The organism is Kribbella sp. NPDC051587, from assembly GCF_044453945.1.
Lineage (GTDB): Bacteria > Actinomycetota > Actinomycetes > Propionibacteriales > Kribbellaceae > Kribbella.
Map to the genome: position 1 here is coordinate 152,525 of NZ_JBITDE010000014.1, position 16,498 is coordinate 169,022.

13 protein-coding genes are annotated in these 16,498 nt (G+C 67.8%); 5 read left to right on the forward strand and 8 right to left on the reverse strand.

The features are described 5' to 3' along the window. Positions 1–7: 7 nt before the first annotated feature. Positions 8–2,491 carry a S8 family peptidase gene (locus ACIA49_RS35455; RefSeq protein WP_396382562.1) on the reverse strand — a complete coding sequence of 828 codons (2,484 nt, stop codon included), beginning with the start codon at positions 2,489–2,491 and terminating at the stop codon, positions 8–10. A gap of 350 nt (positions 2,492–2,841) precedes the next feature. On the opposite strand from ACIA49_RS35455, the gene ACIA49_RS35460 reads away from it, so the two are divergent. Both ACIA49_RS35460 and ACIA49_RS35465 read left to right on the forward strand, forming a co-directional pair. Continuing rightward, the gene (locus tag ACIA49_RS35460) at positions 2,842–4,167 is read left to right on the forward strand and encodes a PLP-dependent aminotransferase family protein (RefSeq protein ID WP_396382664.1); all 1,326 of its coding nucleotides are present in this window, start codon (positions 2,842–2,844) and stop codon (positions 4,165–4,167) included. A 118-nt stretch (positions 4,168–4,285) separates the two neighbouring features. Further along, positions 4,286–5,203 carry an NADP-dependent oxidoreductase gene (locus tag ACIA49_RS35465; RefSeq protein WP_396382563.1) on the forward strand — a complete coding sequence of 306 codons (918 nt, stop codon included), beginning with the start codon at positions 4,286–4,288 and terminating at the stop codon, positions 5,201–5,203. 520 nt (positions 5,204–5,723) lie between these two features. Here ACIA49_RS35465 and ACIA49_RS35470 read toward each other — a convergent pair. From ACIA49_RS35470 to ACIA49_RS35480, 3 genes are all read right to left on the reverse strand, one after another. After that, entirely contained in the window at positions 5,724–6,476 is a 753-nt protein-coding gene (locus tag ACIA49_RS35470; RefSeq protein WP_396382564.1) for a ZIP family metal transporter, read from the reverse strand. 308 nt (positions 6,477–6,784) lie between these two features. Beyond that, the gene (locus ACIA49_RS35475; RefSeq protein WP_396382565.1) at positions 6,785–7,294 is read right to left on the reverse strand and encodes a GAF domain-containing protein; all 510 of its coding nucleotides are present in this window, start codon (positions 7,292–7,294) and stop codon (positions 6,785–6,787) included. Positions 7,295–7,376: 82 nt separating this feature from the next. Next, entirely contained in the window at positions 7,377–8,663 is a 1,287-nt protein-coding gene (locus ACIA49_RS35480) for an FAD-dependent oxidoreductase (protein ID WP_396382567.1), read from the reverse strand. A gap of 81 nt (positions 8,664–8,744) precedes the next feature. On the opposite strand from ACIA49_RS35480, the gene ACIA49_RS35485 reads away from it, so the two are divergent. After that, a complete protein-coding gene (locus ACIA49_RS35485) occupies positions 8,745–9,080 on the forward strand; it encodes an ArsR/SmtB family transcription factor (RefSeq protein WP_396382569.1) in 336 nt (111 codons plus the stop codon). Continuing rightward, positions 9,073–9,483 (forward strand): arsenate reductase ArsC, encoded by a 411-nt coding sequence (locus ACIA49_RS35490; protein ID WP_396382570.1) that lies wholly within the window; start codon positions 9,073–9,075, stop codon positions 9,481–9,483. The genes ACIA49_RS35485 and ACIA49_RS35490 overlap by 8 nt, the downstream gene beginning before the upstream one ends. Positions 9,484–9,503: 20 nt before the next feature. Here the strand turns inward: ACIA49_RS35490 and ACIA49_RS35495 are convergent, their stop codons facing one another. Further along, positions 9,504–10,694 (reverse strand): alpha/beta hydrolase-fold protein, encoded by a 1,191-nt coding sequence (locus ACIA49_RS35495; RefSeq protein ID WP_396382571.1) that lies wholly within the window; start codon positions 10,692–10,694, stop codon positions 9,504–9,506. Between the two features lie 144 nt (positions 10,695–10,838). Here ACIA49_RS35495 and ACIA49_RS35500 point away from each other — a divergent pair, with 144 nt between their 5' ends. Further along, positions 10,839–11,903, forward strand: coding sequence for a hypothetical protein (locus tag ACIA49_RS35500; RefSeq protein WP_396382572.1), 1,065 nt, complete (start codon positions 10,839–10,841; stop codon positions 11,901–11,903). A gap of 1 nt (position 11,904) precedes the next feature. On the opposite strand, the gene ACIA49_RS35505 is transcribed toward ACIA49_RS35500, so the two are convergent. From ACIA49_RS35505 to ACIA49_RS35515, 3 genes are read right to left on the reverse strand one after another with little or no spacing between them, the layout of a single operon-like run. Continuing rightward, positions 11,905–13,233, reverse strand: a complete 1,329-nt coding sequence (locus ACIA49_RS35505) for a hypothetical protein (protein WP_396382574.1) — start codon at positions 13,231–13,233, stop codon at positions 11,905–11,907. After that, complete coding sequence (locus ACIA49_RS35510) at positions 13,230–15,176, reverse strand: hypothetical protein (protein WP_396382575.1); 1,947 nt, start codon at positions 15,174–15,176, stop codon at positions 13,230–13,232. Before ACIA49_RS35510 ends, ACIA49_RS35505 begins: the two co-directional genes overlap by 4 nt. Continuing rightward, positions 15,169–16,380, reverse strand: a complete 1,212-nt coding sequence (locus ACIA49_RS35515; protein WP_396382576.1) for a patatin-like phospholipase family protein — start codon at positions 16,378–16,380, stop codon at positions 15,169–15,171. Before ACIA49_RS35515 ends, ACIA49_RS35510 begins: the two co-directional genes overlap by 8 nt. Positions 16,381–16,498 lie beyond the last annotated feature (118 nt).

The window sequence follows — 16,498 nt, forward strand, 5'->3', positions numbered from 1 at the left end:
CCTTCCGTCAGCGAGGGTGCTGGCGGGGGTTGAGTGGGGGGACGATGCGGAGGTCGCTGATGGCGGCTTCGTCGGGGCGGGATATCTGAAGCATGTAGGGACCGGGTTCGAGGCCTTCGGTGTCGAGGAGAAGACGGTCGTCGGTGGTCCGGGCTTGGCGGACGATCTCGCCGGTGCGATCGATGAGCTCGATCCGGAGGTCCTCGCCGGGGTTGTCGAATGCCAGCGCCGGTCCCTCGCCACGGTCTTCGCCTAGTTCGTAGAGGTAGTGCGTCACCGGGTCGGTGAGACGCAGCGGCGGCGGATCGCCCCACCACTTCGGGAACACCTGCACCTCCTCCCACGGTCCGGGGATGATCCGGCTGTCGGTCTCCATCCGGGTGGAGATGCGATAGCGGGTGACCTGGCCACCTTTGACACGCAGGTAGCAAGTCGACTTCGGGGGCGGGTAGAGCGTCACGTGGCGGAGGCCCGACCGGCTTTCGATGACGTTGCGACTTTCGTCGTACAGCGTCACGTCGATCAGTTGGTCGGAGTCGAAGACGGCGACCGCGGGACGGCTGAAGATCTTGCGGTCCGGCACGTCCAGCCGGAAGTAGTCGACGTTGACCGAGCCCTTCGCGCCACCGCCGATGTACGGCGAGAACAGCAGGTCGCGGTGCAGCGTGGCGTCGTACGTGCCGGGACCCCAGGTGCGGGTGAAGAACGGGCTCCATTTGTTGGTCTCGAACAGCATGACCGCCGCCGATTCGAACGAGTCGTTCTTCTCGAACATGTCCCGCGGCAACGTGGCCGGACGTTGTGCCACGCGCAGGCTGTACGCCGTCACTCCGCCGCCGGTGATGCGAATCCGGTAGCCGCCGGGAGGGAGCAATCCGGTCAGAACGACTCCACCCGCGGTGGCCGTTCTGGTCAGGTCGTCGGGGCCTCGGACGTCGGGGTCCTCCCCTTCGACGAGGACGCCGAGCGTGCTGAGGCGTTCGTACCAGTCGACGGTCACGGTCACCGTCGAGAACCGCTCCACCCGGAACTTCCAGTAGTCGGTGTCTCCCGCCTTCGACCGCGCCGTGAACGGGCCGAGCCCTGGCTGCAGCGCACCTCCCGGACCGGTCGGGATGAGCTGGGCCGCGGTTGCCGCGGTGTTGTTCGGCTCGTTGTTGTCGGGGATCGTCGCGCCGATGGCCGCGAACAGCGCGGCGAACGCGTCCAGTCCCTTGGTCACCCGGCCCGTCCCCTGCCAACCGGTGTCGACCAGGATGCGGCGGATGTCGTGTGCGCTCAGGCTCGGGTTGGCGCTGCGCATCATCGCGGCGACTCCGGCCACGATCGGCGCGGCGAACGACGTACCGCCCTTGGTCGATCCGAGCGGAGCGGCTCCGTCCGGCGCGACCGGGATCGCCGTACCGGGTGCCCAGAGGTTGACCGATGAGCCGTAGTTCGAGAAGCCGGCCGCGTTGTCGGAGGCATCGAGTGCGCCGATCGTGAGCACGCCCGGCGTTCTGGTGGCAGGCCGGACGTGGTCATCGGCATCGGGCAGGTCCAGGCTGCTGTTGCCGGCGGCAGCGATCATCACGACGTCGTTGTCCGCCGCGAACTGGAACGCCCTGTCCCACGCCGTGGTCGGGAACCAGATCTCGGCCTGGCCCCAGAACCCGATCGACATGTTCAGGACGTCGAGCCCCCAGGCCGCGCACATCCGCGCGCAGCGCATCAGCTGGTCCACGGAGATATCGGTCCGGAACAGCATCGGCGAGGCCACCGTGCCGCCGCTGCCCGCCGCCCCGGCCGCGTTGTTCAGGATGCCCGCGCCCGCGCTGGCCACCGAGTTCCCGTGCCAGCCGTTCGACGGCGACATCCCGCCCGCGGGAGTGCCTTCAGCCATCAGATTGAGCTGCATCACCCCGACGCCGAGGTCCGAACCGGACTGCCCTGGCGCGACAATCGGTACGCCGTTGGCATCGAGCCAGAATCCGTTGTCCAGAACGGCGAGTACGACGAACGGGTTGCTGCGCATCCGCCGGATCGAGTCCATCAACTGCCAGGCCTCGACCATTCGGGTCCGGCCGCTGAACGCCGCGTAGGCGAACGGGTTCGCCCCCGCGCCCGGTATCGCGCTCTCCGTCGCCGTGGACAACGGCATGGCGAGTGGTTCGCCGAACAGGTTGAGCCCGATCGGCCTTCCGTCCAAGGCGAATCGCGCGGTCAACGCCGCGACGGCCGCGCCCATCTCCGAACTCGCGAACACCTCGTCAGCGGTATCACCGACCGCCCGTTCCAACAGCTCGTCCTGCCCGTCGACCGCGGGCACCTCGCGAAACCGCGCCCGTACGGCGACCGGCCCGCGCAAGCCCTCCTCGCGAACGCGAATGCCATCCGGCGGCTCGGGCAGTTCCCGATCGTCGATCACCTCCGCGCCGTACCGGCCGACGAGTTCGTCGATCAGCTCGCGGTCCTCCTCGTCAACGATCACCTCGTCCGCGACATACGCCATCGCCGACAGATCCGTAGGCCCGAGCGCCGCAACCGCTCTCCCAGCCGTCCGACTCCGCCAGTCGGCGTAGTGAGCGAGTACTCCACCCTCGTCAACACGCACTGGTCCTGTCATGCCATCCCCCAACGTCCTTACGGCCCTGGCTTCGACACAGCACAGAGCACCCCCACCACCGAGTCTGCTCCCACAACACCCGCCCGACCAGCCCTCACCTCCATCCAGCTTTGGTCGGTTGGGCCGTATCGTTGGGCGACGTGGGTGAGCCGGCGAGCCGTGGTGCGCGAGTGGCGGGGCTTGACCTGCATTTGGGGGCTGTTGGCGGCGGTGGGCGGAATGTTCGGGCCGGTCTGATGGACGCGTTTCGGGAGGCGATTCGGAGCGAGCGGTTGGCGGCGGGGACTCGGTTGCCGCCTAGTCGGGTGTTGGCGGCGGATCTTGGGGTGGGGCGCAGCACTGTTGTTCGGGTCTACTCCGAGCTGATCAACGAGGGATGGCTGACGGCGCTGCATGGCTCGGGGACCGAGGTGTCGCGCCGGTCGGCGGAGCTCACGACGAAACGGGCGCGGCCGCGGGTTCCGGCGAGCCGGCCGCGGCTGGTGCATGATCTGCGGCCTGGGTATCCGGATCTGTCGTCGTTCCCCCGGGATGAGTGGGTTCGGGCTGTGAAGCGCACGGTGAGCAACGCACCGTTCGAGGCGTTCGGATACCTCGATCCGCAGGGGCGAAGTGAACTGCGCGAGGCTGTGGCCCGGTACCTCGCGCGGGCCAGGGGCTTGCAGGCGCACGCGGATAACGTCGTGGTGTGCAGCGGGGCTGCGGAAGGGCTGCGGCTTGTTGCTGCGGTGCTCGCGAAGGCCGGGGTTACCAAGGTCGCGATCGAGGAGTTCTGCCTTCACACGCAGCGGCCGGCGCTGCTGAAGGCTGGGCTCGAACCCGTGCTGCTTCCCGTCGACGCCGACGGTGCCGAGCTGGCTGCCCTGGACGAGATTCCCGATGTGGGCGCGGTGGTGCTCACGCCGTCGCACCAGTTTCCCTTGGGCGTGGCTCTGCAGTCCGATCGGCGGGCGGCGGCGGTGGACTGGGCACGTCGGCGGGGCACGCTGATCATCGAGGACGACTACGACGGTGAGTTCCGGTACGACCGATCCCCCGTCGGTGCGTTGCAAGGGCTGGACCACGATCGTGTCGTGTACCTGGGGACCGCGAGCAAGTCGCTGGCTCCTGGGCTGCGCGTGGGCTGGCTCGTCGTACCGGATCGGCTGGTCGGTCCGATCGTCGAGGAGAAGGGGTGGGCGGAGGAATCCGTTGGATTCGTCAACCAACTGGCGATGGCCGACTTCATCGAGTCGGGGGCTTACGACCGGCACATCCGCGCTATGCGCACGCAGTACCGGCGCAGGCTCCAGCAGTTGGTCGAGACCATCGGCCGGGAGTGCCCCACGACGCGCGTGACCGGGATGTCCGCCGGCCTGCATGTCCTGCTCGAACAGCCCGGTCGCAGCGGTGCAGAGCTTGTACGGCGTGCCGCGCGTGAACAGCTCGCGGTCGAGCCCCTCGCACTGTTCCGCAACCCTGGATCCGCATCGGACCGCGATGGCGTGGCCGTCGGATTCGCTGCGCCTTCGGCCAGCGGCTGGTCAGGTGCGCTGGACGCTTTGGTGCGAGCCCTCCGCTAGCCCGATTGGTTCCCGTTCGGCGGCTTGAAGTGGATCCAGATCCGCCGGTGCGGGCGGATTAGCGTTCAAACGCCTGGACTGACACGCGTTCAGGGGGCTGGACAGAGGAAGGTGCGCGATGAAGGCGATCCTGGTGACGGATCAGGCCGCAGGAACGGCCGGGATGAAGCTGGCGGAGCATCCGCAGCCGGAGGCCGCGGGGAACGACGTACTGGTTGAGGTTCACGCGTCGGGGTTCACTCCGGGCGAACTGGACTGGGACACCACGTGGACCGACCGTCTGGGGCGGGACCGGACGCCGTCGGTTCCCGGGCACGAGGTCGCGGGTGTGGTCTGTGCGCTCGGTTATGGCACCAGGGGTTTGTCGGTGGGCCAGCGAGTGTTCGGACTCGCGGACTGGACGCGTGACGGAACGTTGGCCGAGTACGTCGCAGTCGAGGCACGGAACCTCGCTCCCCTGCCGGGTGACCTCGACTTCGCGGTGGGTGCGAGTCTTCCGATCTCGGGATTGACCGCGTGGCAGGGTTTGTTCGTGCACGGTCGCCTTCAGGTGGGGCAGAGCGTGCTCGTCCACGGCGCCGCAGGTGGTGTCGGCTCGATGGTGACGCAGTTCGCCCGCGATGCGGGCGCGTACGTGATCGGCACCGGGCGTGCCGGTGATCGGCAGACCGCGCTGGACCTCGGTGCGCACGAGTTCGTCGATCTGCAGGAGGATTCGCTGGCCGACGTCGGTGCCGTGGACTTGGTGTTCGACATCTTCGGTGGTGAGATCCAGAAGCAGTCCGCAGGTCTGGTCCGCGCGGGCGGAACGCTGGTGACCATCGCCGGGCCGGCCGAGACACCGCCGGCTGACGGTCTGGCGATCGATTTCGTCGTCGAGGCCGACCGTCTGCAGCTCAGTGAGATCGCCCAGCGGGTGCGGGCCGGGCGGCTGCGCACGGTCATCGGGACGGTCGCGTCCCTGGACGACGCGGTGGCTGCTTTCAACCCGTCCGAGCGGGTCAAGGGCAAGACCATCATCCAGGTCCGCCCCTAACACCACTACATTGCTGGTCTAGCTCGCCTTCCGGGGGCCCAGAGCCATCCCGGTTGGCGGGCGGCCCGGCGGGACCTGGACCGTCGATCGGGAGGTGCCGCCGAGTCAATCCGGGGCAGGGTCAGCAGCGCATCGGCCGCTTCGTCATCAGGGTTGCTGGCAATGTAGCGCTGAGTGTTCGCGGCGACGACCCGGATGCGCGGCCCACGGCTCCCGTCAGCCTGCCTGACGTAGGCGATCCCGGCACTGTGCTCGAGCCATCGGATGACGTCGTCGATCGAGCTGTCTTCCGACTCACCGTGAGGGGCCGACCACTGAACGCGAGCGATATCACGCAGGTCATTCCGCTCCTGCGACATCGCGATCGCAGTCACCGTCACCGCGGGATAACTCGCAAGGCTCATCGACCGACACGCGCCTCCTGATATGCCAACGTTCGCATGGTGACACCGGCCCCTACCGGCCCGGAAGTGCCAGCCCACCCCTTGGACGCCGTGCCTCCCTGCAGGTGGAGGGCCGCCTAGCCCAGTCGCTCGACGGTGAAGGCGGTGATGAATCCGATGGTGGCGATCAGGCCGGTGTAGAGCTGGGTTCGCTCGAACGCCTCGGGGATCATCGTGTCCGCGATCATCGCGAGGATCGCGCCCGCGGCGACGGCGGTGATGACGGCCACGGTGGCCGGGGATGCGCCGTCGAGCAGGAGCACCCCGAGCAGGCCCGCGAGGCCGCTGGCGACCGCGATGGCCACCCACACACCGAAGACATAGCTCGCGGGCCGGCCGCTTCGCTTCATTCCGGCGGCACTCGACAGACCTTCGGGCAGGTTGGAGATGAAGATCGCGACGAGGACGGCGACCCCGATGCCTTGACCGCTGAGCAAAGACAGGCCGAGCACCACCGATTCCGGAATGCCGTCCAGCAGGGCACCGACGGCGATCGCGGCACCGCTCCCCCGCTGCTCCGCCTCCGACGGTTGCTGGTCCTGCGACCGCTTGCGGTGCCGTCCACCCCGCCGAGCCAGTACGACGTTGGCGGCGACGTACACGCCGGCTCCGCCGAGAAACCCGATGACCGTGGGCATCAGCCCACCGGTGGTCTCGGCTTCGTCGACGAGGTCGAAGGCCAGCGCGGAGATCAGCACCCCGGCGCCGAAGGCCATGATGCCGGCGACCACTCCCCGGGGAACGGCGAGGAACCAGGCCGCAGCAGCGCCGATCACCAGCGCACCGCCCGCAAGCAATCCCCACAGACCGGCCTGCAACCAGACCGCCATCCGGCTCTCCTTCTCTCAGCTGTCCAAGCGCCGTGATGGGTACCCGGCCGCCACGAACTCTATTCGTGGTGATCCGCAGCAGCCGGGGCGGACCGCCACCACTCATCAACTCTGCGCGGACCGCGTCGTTCACGCTCAGCGCACACTGTGGGGACAGCTCTGGACGGGTTGGTGAGTGGCTCAGGTCCGCCTCAACCAACCTGCGCCCGATCCGCGCGAGTCGCGTTGTGCCGGCCCACCTCACAGCGTCCGAAAACACGCCGACCACGCACTGCGGGTCTTCGGACGTAAGGACTCGCGAGGGCGGGTCAGTCGGCTGGGGTGGGGTGGAGGGCGAAGTTGGGGGCCCAGGGGGCGGTGGTTAGGTCGATGCGGTTCATGGCTGTGGCGGTTAGGGCGGCGATCTGTTGGAGGGCCGCGACGGCTGCGGCGGGTGGGCGACGAGCCCGGGACCAGTAGGCGCCGATCGCGGCGACCGGCAGTGGCGAGCCCACGGGCACCATGGCCAGGCTGCGCACGAAGGTCGGCCGGTACGCCGCTTGCGGGATCCGTGGGTCCAGCGTGATGTCGGGGATCACCGCGGTCGCATCGTTGAGCATCGCCCAGCCGCTGATGCACGTGGACAACGGAAAGCGCTGCCCCTTCCAGAGCGGCGCTATCGCGTCCTCGTCCGCGTAGAAGCAGTTGCCGTCCTCACGCAGCACGAACGTCACCCCCTGAGCGCCGGTCATCGCCCGCGCGACGGTTCGGACGACGACCGCGATCGACGGTAGATCCCGCGCTGCGGACAGGTCTCTTGCGGCATCCAGGTGGTGCATCAGCCCTCTTCCTGTTCAGTTCAGGATGACGCAGCAGTTGCGGAAGGTACAGACCACCGGTACGGCGAACCTGCTGCCGTGGTCAGTTGCAGCAGCCTGATTGGTTGGCTGTGTTGTTGTCGATGACTGGCAGAAGGAGGTTGGAGGAGCAGACGCCGGTTTCGGGGAGATCGAGCTGAACGTCGCGGGCTGCCTGCCAGTCGCCGGCCAGGGCAGCCACGATCGAGCGGGCCTGTTCGTAGCCGGTGGCCAGGAGGAAGGTCGGGGCGCGGCCGTAGGACTTGGCGCCGATGGCGTAGTAGCCGGGTTCGGGGTGGGTGAGTTCGTCGACGCCGTGCGGGGGCACGGTTCCGCAGGAGTGCTGGTTCGGGTCGATGAGTGGGGCGAGGGCGCGGGTGGAGCCCAGGATCGGGTCGAGATCGAGGCGCAGTTCGGCGACCATGTCGTGGTCGGGGCGGAAGCCGGTCGAGTTCACGACGGTGTCCACGACGACGCGCTGATCGCCGGCGACAAGCTCCACGCGGCCGTTAGTGGTGGGTACCAGTTCCTCGGTGCGGAAGCTGCTGACCAGCGTGATTCGGCCGGACTGCACCAGCTTCTTGAGGCGCGTCCCCAGTGCCCCTCGAGCGGGTAGTTCGTCGGCCTCGCCGCCGCCGTACGTGCGCGCCTGGTCAGTGCCGCGCACGACCCACAGCACCTCGGTTCCCGCTACCTCGTCGGCCAGTTCGCCCAACTCCAGCAACGTTGTCGACGCCGAGTGCCCGGCACCGAGGACCGCCGTACGGCGTCCTGCGAAGCGCTCACGGTCGCGACCCAGCACGTCGGGCAGCGCGTGGGCGATGTGATCCGCGGCGGCCGCCTCACCCCGCGCGGGGATACCGGAGCCGCCGAGGACATTCGGGCGCCGCCAGGTCCCGGTCGCGTCGATCACCGCGGACGCCAGCAGTTCGGTGCCATCGGCAAGGCGGATCAGGAACGGCGCCGTGTCGCGACCGTCGGTGCGGATCCGGTCGAACCCGACCCGCGTGACCGCGGCTACCTCAGCGCCGTACCGGATGCGGTCGGTCAGTTGGGGAGTCTTGGTGAGCGGTTCGAGATAGGAATCGATCAGGTCGCCGCCGGTCGGCAGCGTGCCGAGGTCGGGCTCGCTCCAGCCACCGGCCTGCTCCAAGAGCCGCCGCGCGGCCGAGTCGATGTCATAGCGCCACGGACTGAACAGCCTCACGTGCCGCCACTCCTCGATCGCCGCCGCGACTCCCGGCCCCGACTCCAGTACGACGAAGTCAACCTCCCGCTCGGCCAGATGCGCAGCGGCGGCCAGGCCGACCGGACCCGCACCGATGACCACCACCGGATTTGTCTCACTCACGATCGCTCTCCCCACATGACTGTCTTGATGTTCATCTAATCAACAGTTGCATCCTGATTAGACAGAAGTCAAGATAGACACATGTCGAAACAGCAGGCCTGCTGCACCCCGATCTCGGTGGCACCCCTGAACGCCACGGCGGCTGGTGACGGCGCCGCGATCTTCAAAGCACTGGCCGACCCGATCCGGTTGCGGCTGATGTCGATCATCGCCTCGGCCGGTCAGGAAGTGTGCGTCTGCGACATCACGCCCCACTTCGACGTCTCCGGCCCGACCATCTCGCATCACCTGCGCGTCCTGCGCGAAGCAGGTCTCGTCGACTGCGAGCGGCGCGGCACCTGGGTCTACTACTGGCCCATCCCCGCGCGGCTGGAGTGGATCTCACAACTCCTCGCCGTACCGGAGCACCATGCCTGACATCCCTGAGGTCCTCTTCGTCTGCGTCCACAACGCAGGTCGCTCCCAAATGGCCGCGGCACTTCTCGACCACCACGCGGCAGGGCGCGTCGTCGTACGGTCCGCTGGATCTCAACCCGCCGACCAGCTCAACCCGGCCGTCGTCGAAGCCATGGCGGAGCTGGGCCTCGACATCTCCAAGGAATACCCCAAACCCCTCACCGAGGACGCGGTCCAAGCCTCCGACGTCGTCATCACCATGGGCTGCGGCGACGAGTGCCCCTACTTCCCGGGCAAGCGCTACCTCGACTGGAAACTCGATGACCCCGCCGGCCAAGGCGTCGACGCCGTCCGACCCATCCGCGACGAGATCGACACCCGCGTCCGCGTCCTCCTCCACGAACTGCTCCCCAACCAACCCTGAGCAGTCCCCACGAGACGAGGTCAACGGCCGAGTACGGCGATCAGGCCGTCCGCGAAGGTTCGTCGCCAGTTGACGTAGTCGTGACCACCGCGGTACTCGGCGTAGGTCACGTCGTACCCGCGGTCCAGCAGGGTGTCGCGCATCGTGCGGTTGACCTCGAGCTGCGAGGGTCCATCACCCGGACCGGGCCGTGTCTCTCGATCGCCGATGTCGAGGTAGATGCGGAGGGGCTTGACCGGCTCGGCGGCGTACCGGCGGATCAGCCAATGGGGCTCGCCGTTCTCGGGAGCGGGCCACCAGAAGCTTCCGGACTGGGAGATGACCGCACCGAAGATTTCGGGGGCACGCAGGCCGATGAACGCTGCGGTCAGTCCGCCGAGGGAGCAACCGCTGATGACGCACTGGGCCGGATCCTCGCTGACGCGCCAGCGGCGGCGGGCCCAGGGCACCAGTTCGCCAGTCACGAAGTCGAGGATCGGCCGAGTGGGCGTGAGCTCGTCGGTTCGCTGGTCGGACCGGCCACCGACGAGCAAGGCCACCAGCGGCGGAATCTTGCCGGCCGCAATGAGGTTGTCGAGCGTCTCCGGGATCCGCAGCAAGGTCTTTCCGAGGTAGCCGTCGAAGACCACCAGCAACGGCAGTCCGTCGGTCGGGACACCCGGTGGGAGATAGACCGACACACCACGAGTCGCGTCGAGCGCCGTACTGGGCAGGAGCTCGTCAGTCATTGAGCCGTGCGGAGCGTCCGTCCGCACGGACCAGGCATCGTCCGGCGCGCCAGGCAGCTCGAGCAAGGAGGCCCAGGCGTCGTAGTCGGTCTCGTCCCGAGGATCCCCAGGAAAGTAGACGGTCTCCGGATTGAGAGCGTCGACGTGAGCCGCGCCGCTGCCGGTGTCTTCCTTCGGTACGTCGTCTGTGCCGTCGTGACCGATGAAGTAGATCGACCGCAGATCCAGGGGCAACCGCACCGACCCGTACCAGAGGTCCGTCTCCCCGAACCGCTCCAGCGACAGGTCGACACCCCAGTAGACCTTCGTCGACTCGGCTGAACCACGCCAGACGAACGTGACCAGCGCGCTGTCCTCATCAGGCGCTTCGATCAACGGCGTACCGCTCGCAGTCACCTCCCGCCAGAACTCGTCGACCGCGTTCGCCCCACTGTCGCGGTACTCATCGAACAGCCGGTCGATGCGCGGACTGCTGTCGGTCATGGAGGACTCCCCCGCCTTGGTCGAAACCGTGCTGCCCAGTCTTCACCATCGCGGTCTCACCGCAACGCGGCTCGAGCCGGTCCCAAACCGTCAGAACCGCCCTAGCCTGGGGGCAAGGGGCGGGACAAGCATCAGGGGGCGGCGATGGAGCACGACGAAGGGCATGAGTACGAACTGCAGGATCTGGCTGCGGAGCTGTTGCGGACGCACAGCGATTTCAGGGGGCGGTTGAGCGAACCTGTCGACGATCCGGCCTTCCTGACGGAGATCGCAGCTGATCTTGGTGGAGTGCTTGTGCACCTGTCCCGGGACGACCGGCTGCGCTACCTCACGCGAGGCGCCGGTGGATCGTGGCGAGATCGTTCGCTACGGAGCCAGCTCGGCCAACTCCTGTTGATCGACTGGACAGGGCTCCTGGACAGGTCGGGCTATCAGGGAGATCCGTCGGCCGCAGAGTTCGCCGACGACCTGTTACGCGCCACTGCTGCCTTCGCGACCAAGCCCACTCCGGACTCCTACGAAGTGCTGAGGTCCTACTTGTTCGACCTGGGGACGCGGCTTCTCGAACTGGGCGACGAGGTCCCTTCCACGGTTCGACGCAGGGACCGCCTTGCCCGGGCTGTCGGGCGGGGCTTGTGGGTTGTCGGCCGCGTAGGTCTGGCCGCACTTGTCGGCGGTCTGGTCGCTACCGCGATACCGCCTGCTGGCCCGTTGGCCGGCGCCGCGGTGTATGCCGTCCTGGGGGAAGTTGCCAAGGAGGTGTCCAAGACATTAGTGGAGGAGGTCATCCCGAAGCCGGGTGAGGGCGTCGCCACGGCGACCCGCGAGGCGCTCGAGTTCGACGAACGCGCGACCATCCTCAGCGAACTCCTGAGGGCCGGCAGCCTGGGCAGGCTCGGTGTGGACTGGCAGACCGCGGCTCAGGCAAACCTCTCCGGAGACGACCTGCGCGAGCTGCGGCAGCACACGCAGGCATGGTGCTCAGCAGTGCAGGCCGCGACCTTGACGATGCGCTCACTGGGCGCCGCGCTGTGGAACGGCCTTGGCGACCAGGTACTCGAGCATCTCGCGCGGGAACTGACCGACTTGCAGTGGGCGGTGCGGCGGGAGGAGACCGGCGACGCTGTCCAGATCATCGACAGGATCGACAGCGTCGGCTTCGAGGTGCAGCGCCTGCTGGAACAGCAGGCTTATCGGAACCATCCGTAGGTCAGGTGGGCATGCTCGGGCCCGCGGTGTAGGTGAAGGTGGCTTTGCCGCGGGTGGGGGCTTCGAGGTCCATCCACCAGACGTCGGGGTCCAGGTCGTCGGTGCTGTGCACCGGGCCGAACTTGGCGAGGCCGTCGATGAGCTCTTGCTTGGGTACGGCGCCTTCGATGCTCTTCTCGAAGACACCTTTCTTGGTCGAGAGCACCGAGACGACCGTGTGGCCGGCTGGTGCGAACTGTTCCCAGTGCCGGGTCAGGCGTTTGGGAGTGGCGTTGCGGCTGCCGTGGTGACCGACCTTGTAGAGATCGACCTTGCTGAGTGCGGTCGCGAGTGGGCGGCCGTCGCGGCCCGCGATCTGATCGAGGGTGAGTGACCAGTTCTCGGCCTGGGCGTCGCCTGGCAGCAGCAGGCGGCGACTGCCGATGGTGATGAGCAGGATGACGCTGGTGTTGTTGAGGACGTCGTCCAGGGCCTCGACGATCTCCAGGCCTTGCGAGATCCGGCGTTCGTTGAGGTTCCGCAGCAACCATTCGGCCGAGCCGGCACCGCCTGGCTCGGCAAGAACACGCCGGGCGCGCGAGAGCGTCGCCGTACCAGCTGGCTGCACCATGTTGGCCAGGTCGCCGTCTCCGGCCAGACCGAGCCAGTACTCCTCCGACTCCTTGGCGTACCGGGTCAGGTTGGGCACGTCGTGCAGGCTCGGCGGCCCCAGCACCTGGATTTTCACACCTGGCAACCGATCTGCGAGGTCCAGTGTGTCGCCGGCCGTGACGTAGTGCCCCTGTCCCTCCCCGGCCCAGGTCTCAAGGCGAGCAATGGCTTCGGCGTTGCTGAACCCGAGTTCGGTCAGGATCCCAGCCCGCTTGGCCTGCGCTGCACTGTCGAAGGCCAGCGCACTCAGACGTTCGGCCTGGGCGGGCAACTGATCCAGTACGCCGAGCAGGTGCCGCTGGTTGTCGTCGAGCCCGTGACGTGGGTCTTCACGATCACTTTCCGGTACGTCGGTCCAGGGCCGGATGACGATCCCCGGGTTCAACCCGTCAAGGGTCTTGCCGGCGATCCGGTCACCGAACCCGGCCACATGATCGCGATGCCGATGCGTTGCCACCACAGCGTCGAGCCGGCCACCGCAATGCTCGGAGATGCACTCGGCCACCTGCGTGAGCCGGGGGCCGTCATCAGCTCTCGAGACGCTGCCGAAGTCGATGAGCATGTGCCGCTCCCGGCCCCCGTCCGGCAGCGGCGACCCGTAGGTCACGGTCAGCAGGAGGCAGTCGCCGAACCCCACGTTGTAGGCGCGCAACCGGACGCTGCGCGCTTGCCCGCTCATTGCTCGTCCATGTCGGTGTCGTCGTGCAGCAAGGCGAATCGTCGCTTGTCCCCTTGCCCGTCGGAGGTTCCGAGGCCTCCGTCGCGGTCCAGGATCCCGTGCTCGAAGAGGTACTTCAGCCGCCGGTTCTGCCGCTCGATGTCGAGCACGGGCTTGCGCTGATGCAGCCGGAAGCGCCCGAACTGGTCGAAGACCAGCACTCCCCCACCCAGCAACTCGATCGGGGCATCGTCGGGGAATCCCTCCGGCGCCTCGATCCCGGGCGGCAGGTTGGCGGCCGTCGTATGGATGACCTGGATGTAGTCGGCGATGGTCTCGGTGAGGATCAGACCGTCCGGCCCGGCCCGGGTACTGCCGAGAACTCGCTCGACCCGTGTCGTCAGCCGGACGTCGATCTGCAGCGCGCCGGCGTTGTTCCAGATGAACTGGTAGATCTCCTCGGGCGAGGTGCGCAGCGCCGCCAGGTTGAGGTGCTCGTAGCGGATCCCCACCTTCGCCTTGGCGTCCGGGTCTGCCTTGTACGGCGCTTTGCCGTTCGCCTGGGCCTTGTCCGGAGTCGGCGCGGCGACGCCGTCCTCGTCGACCATCTGATGCGACGGCGGGACGATGCCGAAGCTCGCGAACGCCGCGGACAGCTTGTCGCGGTAGCCGTGTTCGTCGTCGGCCGCCAGGCGGGTGTCCGCGGTGAGCACCGCGTCGATCACGTCGGCGAACTCGAGCTCGACCGGCGGGAGATAGTCCAGTGCTCGCAACACCATGCCGAGCAGGTGCTGCGCGGACTTGATGCCTTCTTCGGCGACGCGGGCGACATCGACGCCGTCCGGGTCGACCCGCAGTGGGTCCAGCCGGGCGGCCCACATGGAAACCATGGTCTGCAGGAAGGCGGCAACCAGAATCTCGGCCCGGCGATGCGGTTCGTCGAAGGCGGGATCGGTCAGCCAGGCAGTCGATGCGGGCAGGTCGACCGAGCGTCGCAAGGCCGGATACCGGCCGGGGGTGGCGCCCTCGGCCGCAGCTGGCTTGGCGCGCCGGCCACCGATCTGCTCGGCCAGCCTGGCCAACGGCGAGGCCTTCAGTTCGGCCGCGCGCCCCTCGGCCAGCTGCTGCCGTCCCAGCTCCTGATCGGGATTGCGGATCGCCTCGGCGTCGGTCTCGAACTTGATCTTGCCGTTGCCGTCGTCAAGCAGTCGACGGGCGACATCCTTGAGGCTGAACACCGACAGCAGGGCCACGATGTCGGCCAGCGCCTCGTGGAACGCCAACTGGTCCGCAAGCCCGGGCTCGGTGTAGCGCGGCCGGAGTCCGTCGAGGATCGCGTGACTCACCTCGTGCGCGATCACGTCGTACGACAAAGCGGTGTACAGACTCGGCCGCTCCCCGATCGGGGGCAGCCAGCCGAAGAGCACCGCGTTGTGTTCGCGCGAGTAGAACGCGTTCGCCTCGACCCGTGCGCGGGGAACCAGGTAGAGCTGCGGATAGCCCGAGTACCAGGGAATCGGCCGGCCCAGATGCTGCTCGTAGAGGGCAAGCGTGTGAGCGGCGACGGCGAAGAGGTTCTGCGCCCGGAACTCCGCATCGTCGACGAGCTGCGCAGGATCCGCGGGCCGATGCTCGGTGTCCCAGCGATCGCTGTAGCTCCACGGATCGCCGTCGGTCAGCACAACCGGCGGGCTTGCGAGATTCGTCCCGACGCCGACATCGACCACGTGGAACCGATGCCCACGCGGCCCACGCTGCAGGCGTTCAGCCGGTACGGCGATCTGTGCGAAGAGCGGGCCGAGTTGGGCGTCCATGACGATCGGGTCCTGGGCGAACGCAGTCATCAGCACCGTGTCGTGAACCAGCAGGTTCCGCGCCGGCTGTGGTCGCGCGGCCCGGGCGCGGCCGGTACGGACCGAGTCCTTGAGGTCGACGGTCTCCGCCACCTGGACGAACCTAGGCATCGTGGGCCTCTGCCAGCGGACGGTTCGGATAGGGCAGCTCAGCGGGCGGCAGGTCCTCGTCGACGAACGCCAGCAGACCCGCATCGGCCGCGGCGAATCCCCAGTTGATCAACAACTCCTGCTGCTCGTCCGGCATGTCGGTCAGCCGGGTGCTGATCTTGGCGAGCCGCCCGGTGATCACCGGGTCGACCTTCGGATAGGGGCGCTTCGCAGGCTTCGGCCAGGTGGACAGATCGCTAAGCGTACTGATGAAGAACCCGTCGTGCGGGTCGTGCTTGCTCTTGAACGCACTGACGACGGCGCTCCGGCGCAGCGACCGGACCTGGGAGTCCAGCAGGTGCAGAACGCGGATGATGCCGTGCCCCCAGTCGCGGCCCGGATCCGGGTCACCGTCGATGTGGCCGCTGGCGTCGCTGATCAGGACGGTCCGGCATCGCTTCCAGACCGCTTCGATGCCGAGGTTGTCGTAGACACCGCCATCGGTCAGCAGGATGTCCGAGCGGTACCCGGCACCCGTGTACACGTTGCCGGACTCGGTCTTCCAGCGCGCATCGGAAAGGTCGAGTTCGAACGGCGACAGAAACGGCGGAAAGGCCGACGACGCGGCCACGGCATCAGCCAGCGGAACGGTCGGATTGTTGACACGGCCGACTTTGTAGTCCGCGACGTACGCCCGGGTGAAACGGAGCAGAACGCCGGACTCGAGATTGGTGGCATTGATGACGAAACGCGGTGCGACCGGCAGACTCTGCAGCGTAGCGTCGCCATAAAGATGCTTTTTCAACTTTCCGACCACCCGGTCGGAAATGGAAAGGTACGGCAGTAGCGCGCCGACCGCGACGGCCGGCAGATCGACCTTGGTATGAGCGAAGGCCCGCAACGGCTCGGTGATCAACTCGTCGAAGTTGGTGGCGACCTCTGCCTCGAAGTTCAGCTTGCTCCAGCGCAGCCCGAGCAGACCCGCCGTGATGGACCCACCGGACACACTCGAGATCCGGTCCAGGGTCCGGAGCCGGCCGGCGGCGTTCAGCCGCTTCAGCACGCCGACATGGAACAGCATCGCCCGGAAACCACCGCCGGACAGGCAGAGTCCGACGCCTTCCTTCGGTGCGGCGTGGGCCTCGTCCGGTCCTGGCCGCACCGGGCTCGCCGCTGTGAAGTCCTCGCCGTCCGGGCGCGCGTCAGCATCCGAAGTGTCGGTCATGCGATGTTTCCCCCTTGGTGCCCTGCTCTGTACGGCGTGCCGCCCGGCCCCCCGGCGCGGACCCGCTCCCCAGACCCGAGCATGCCACTCGCCGACGGTATTGGCGAGATCTCGGGCA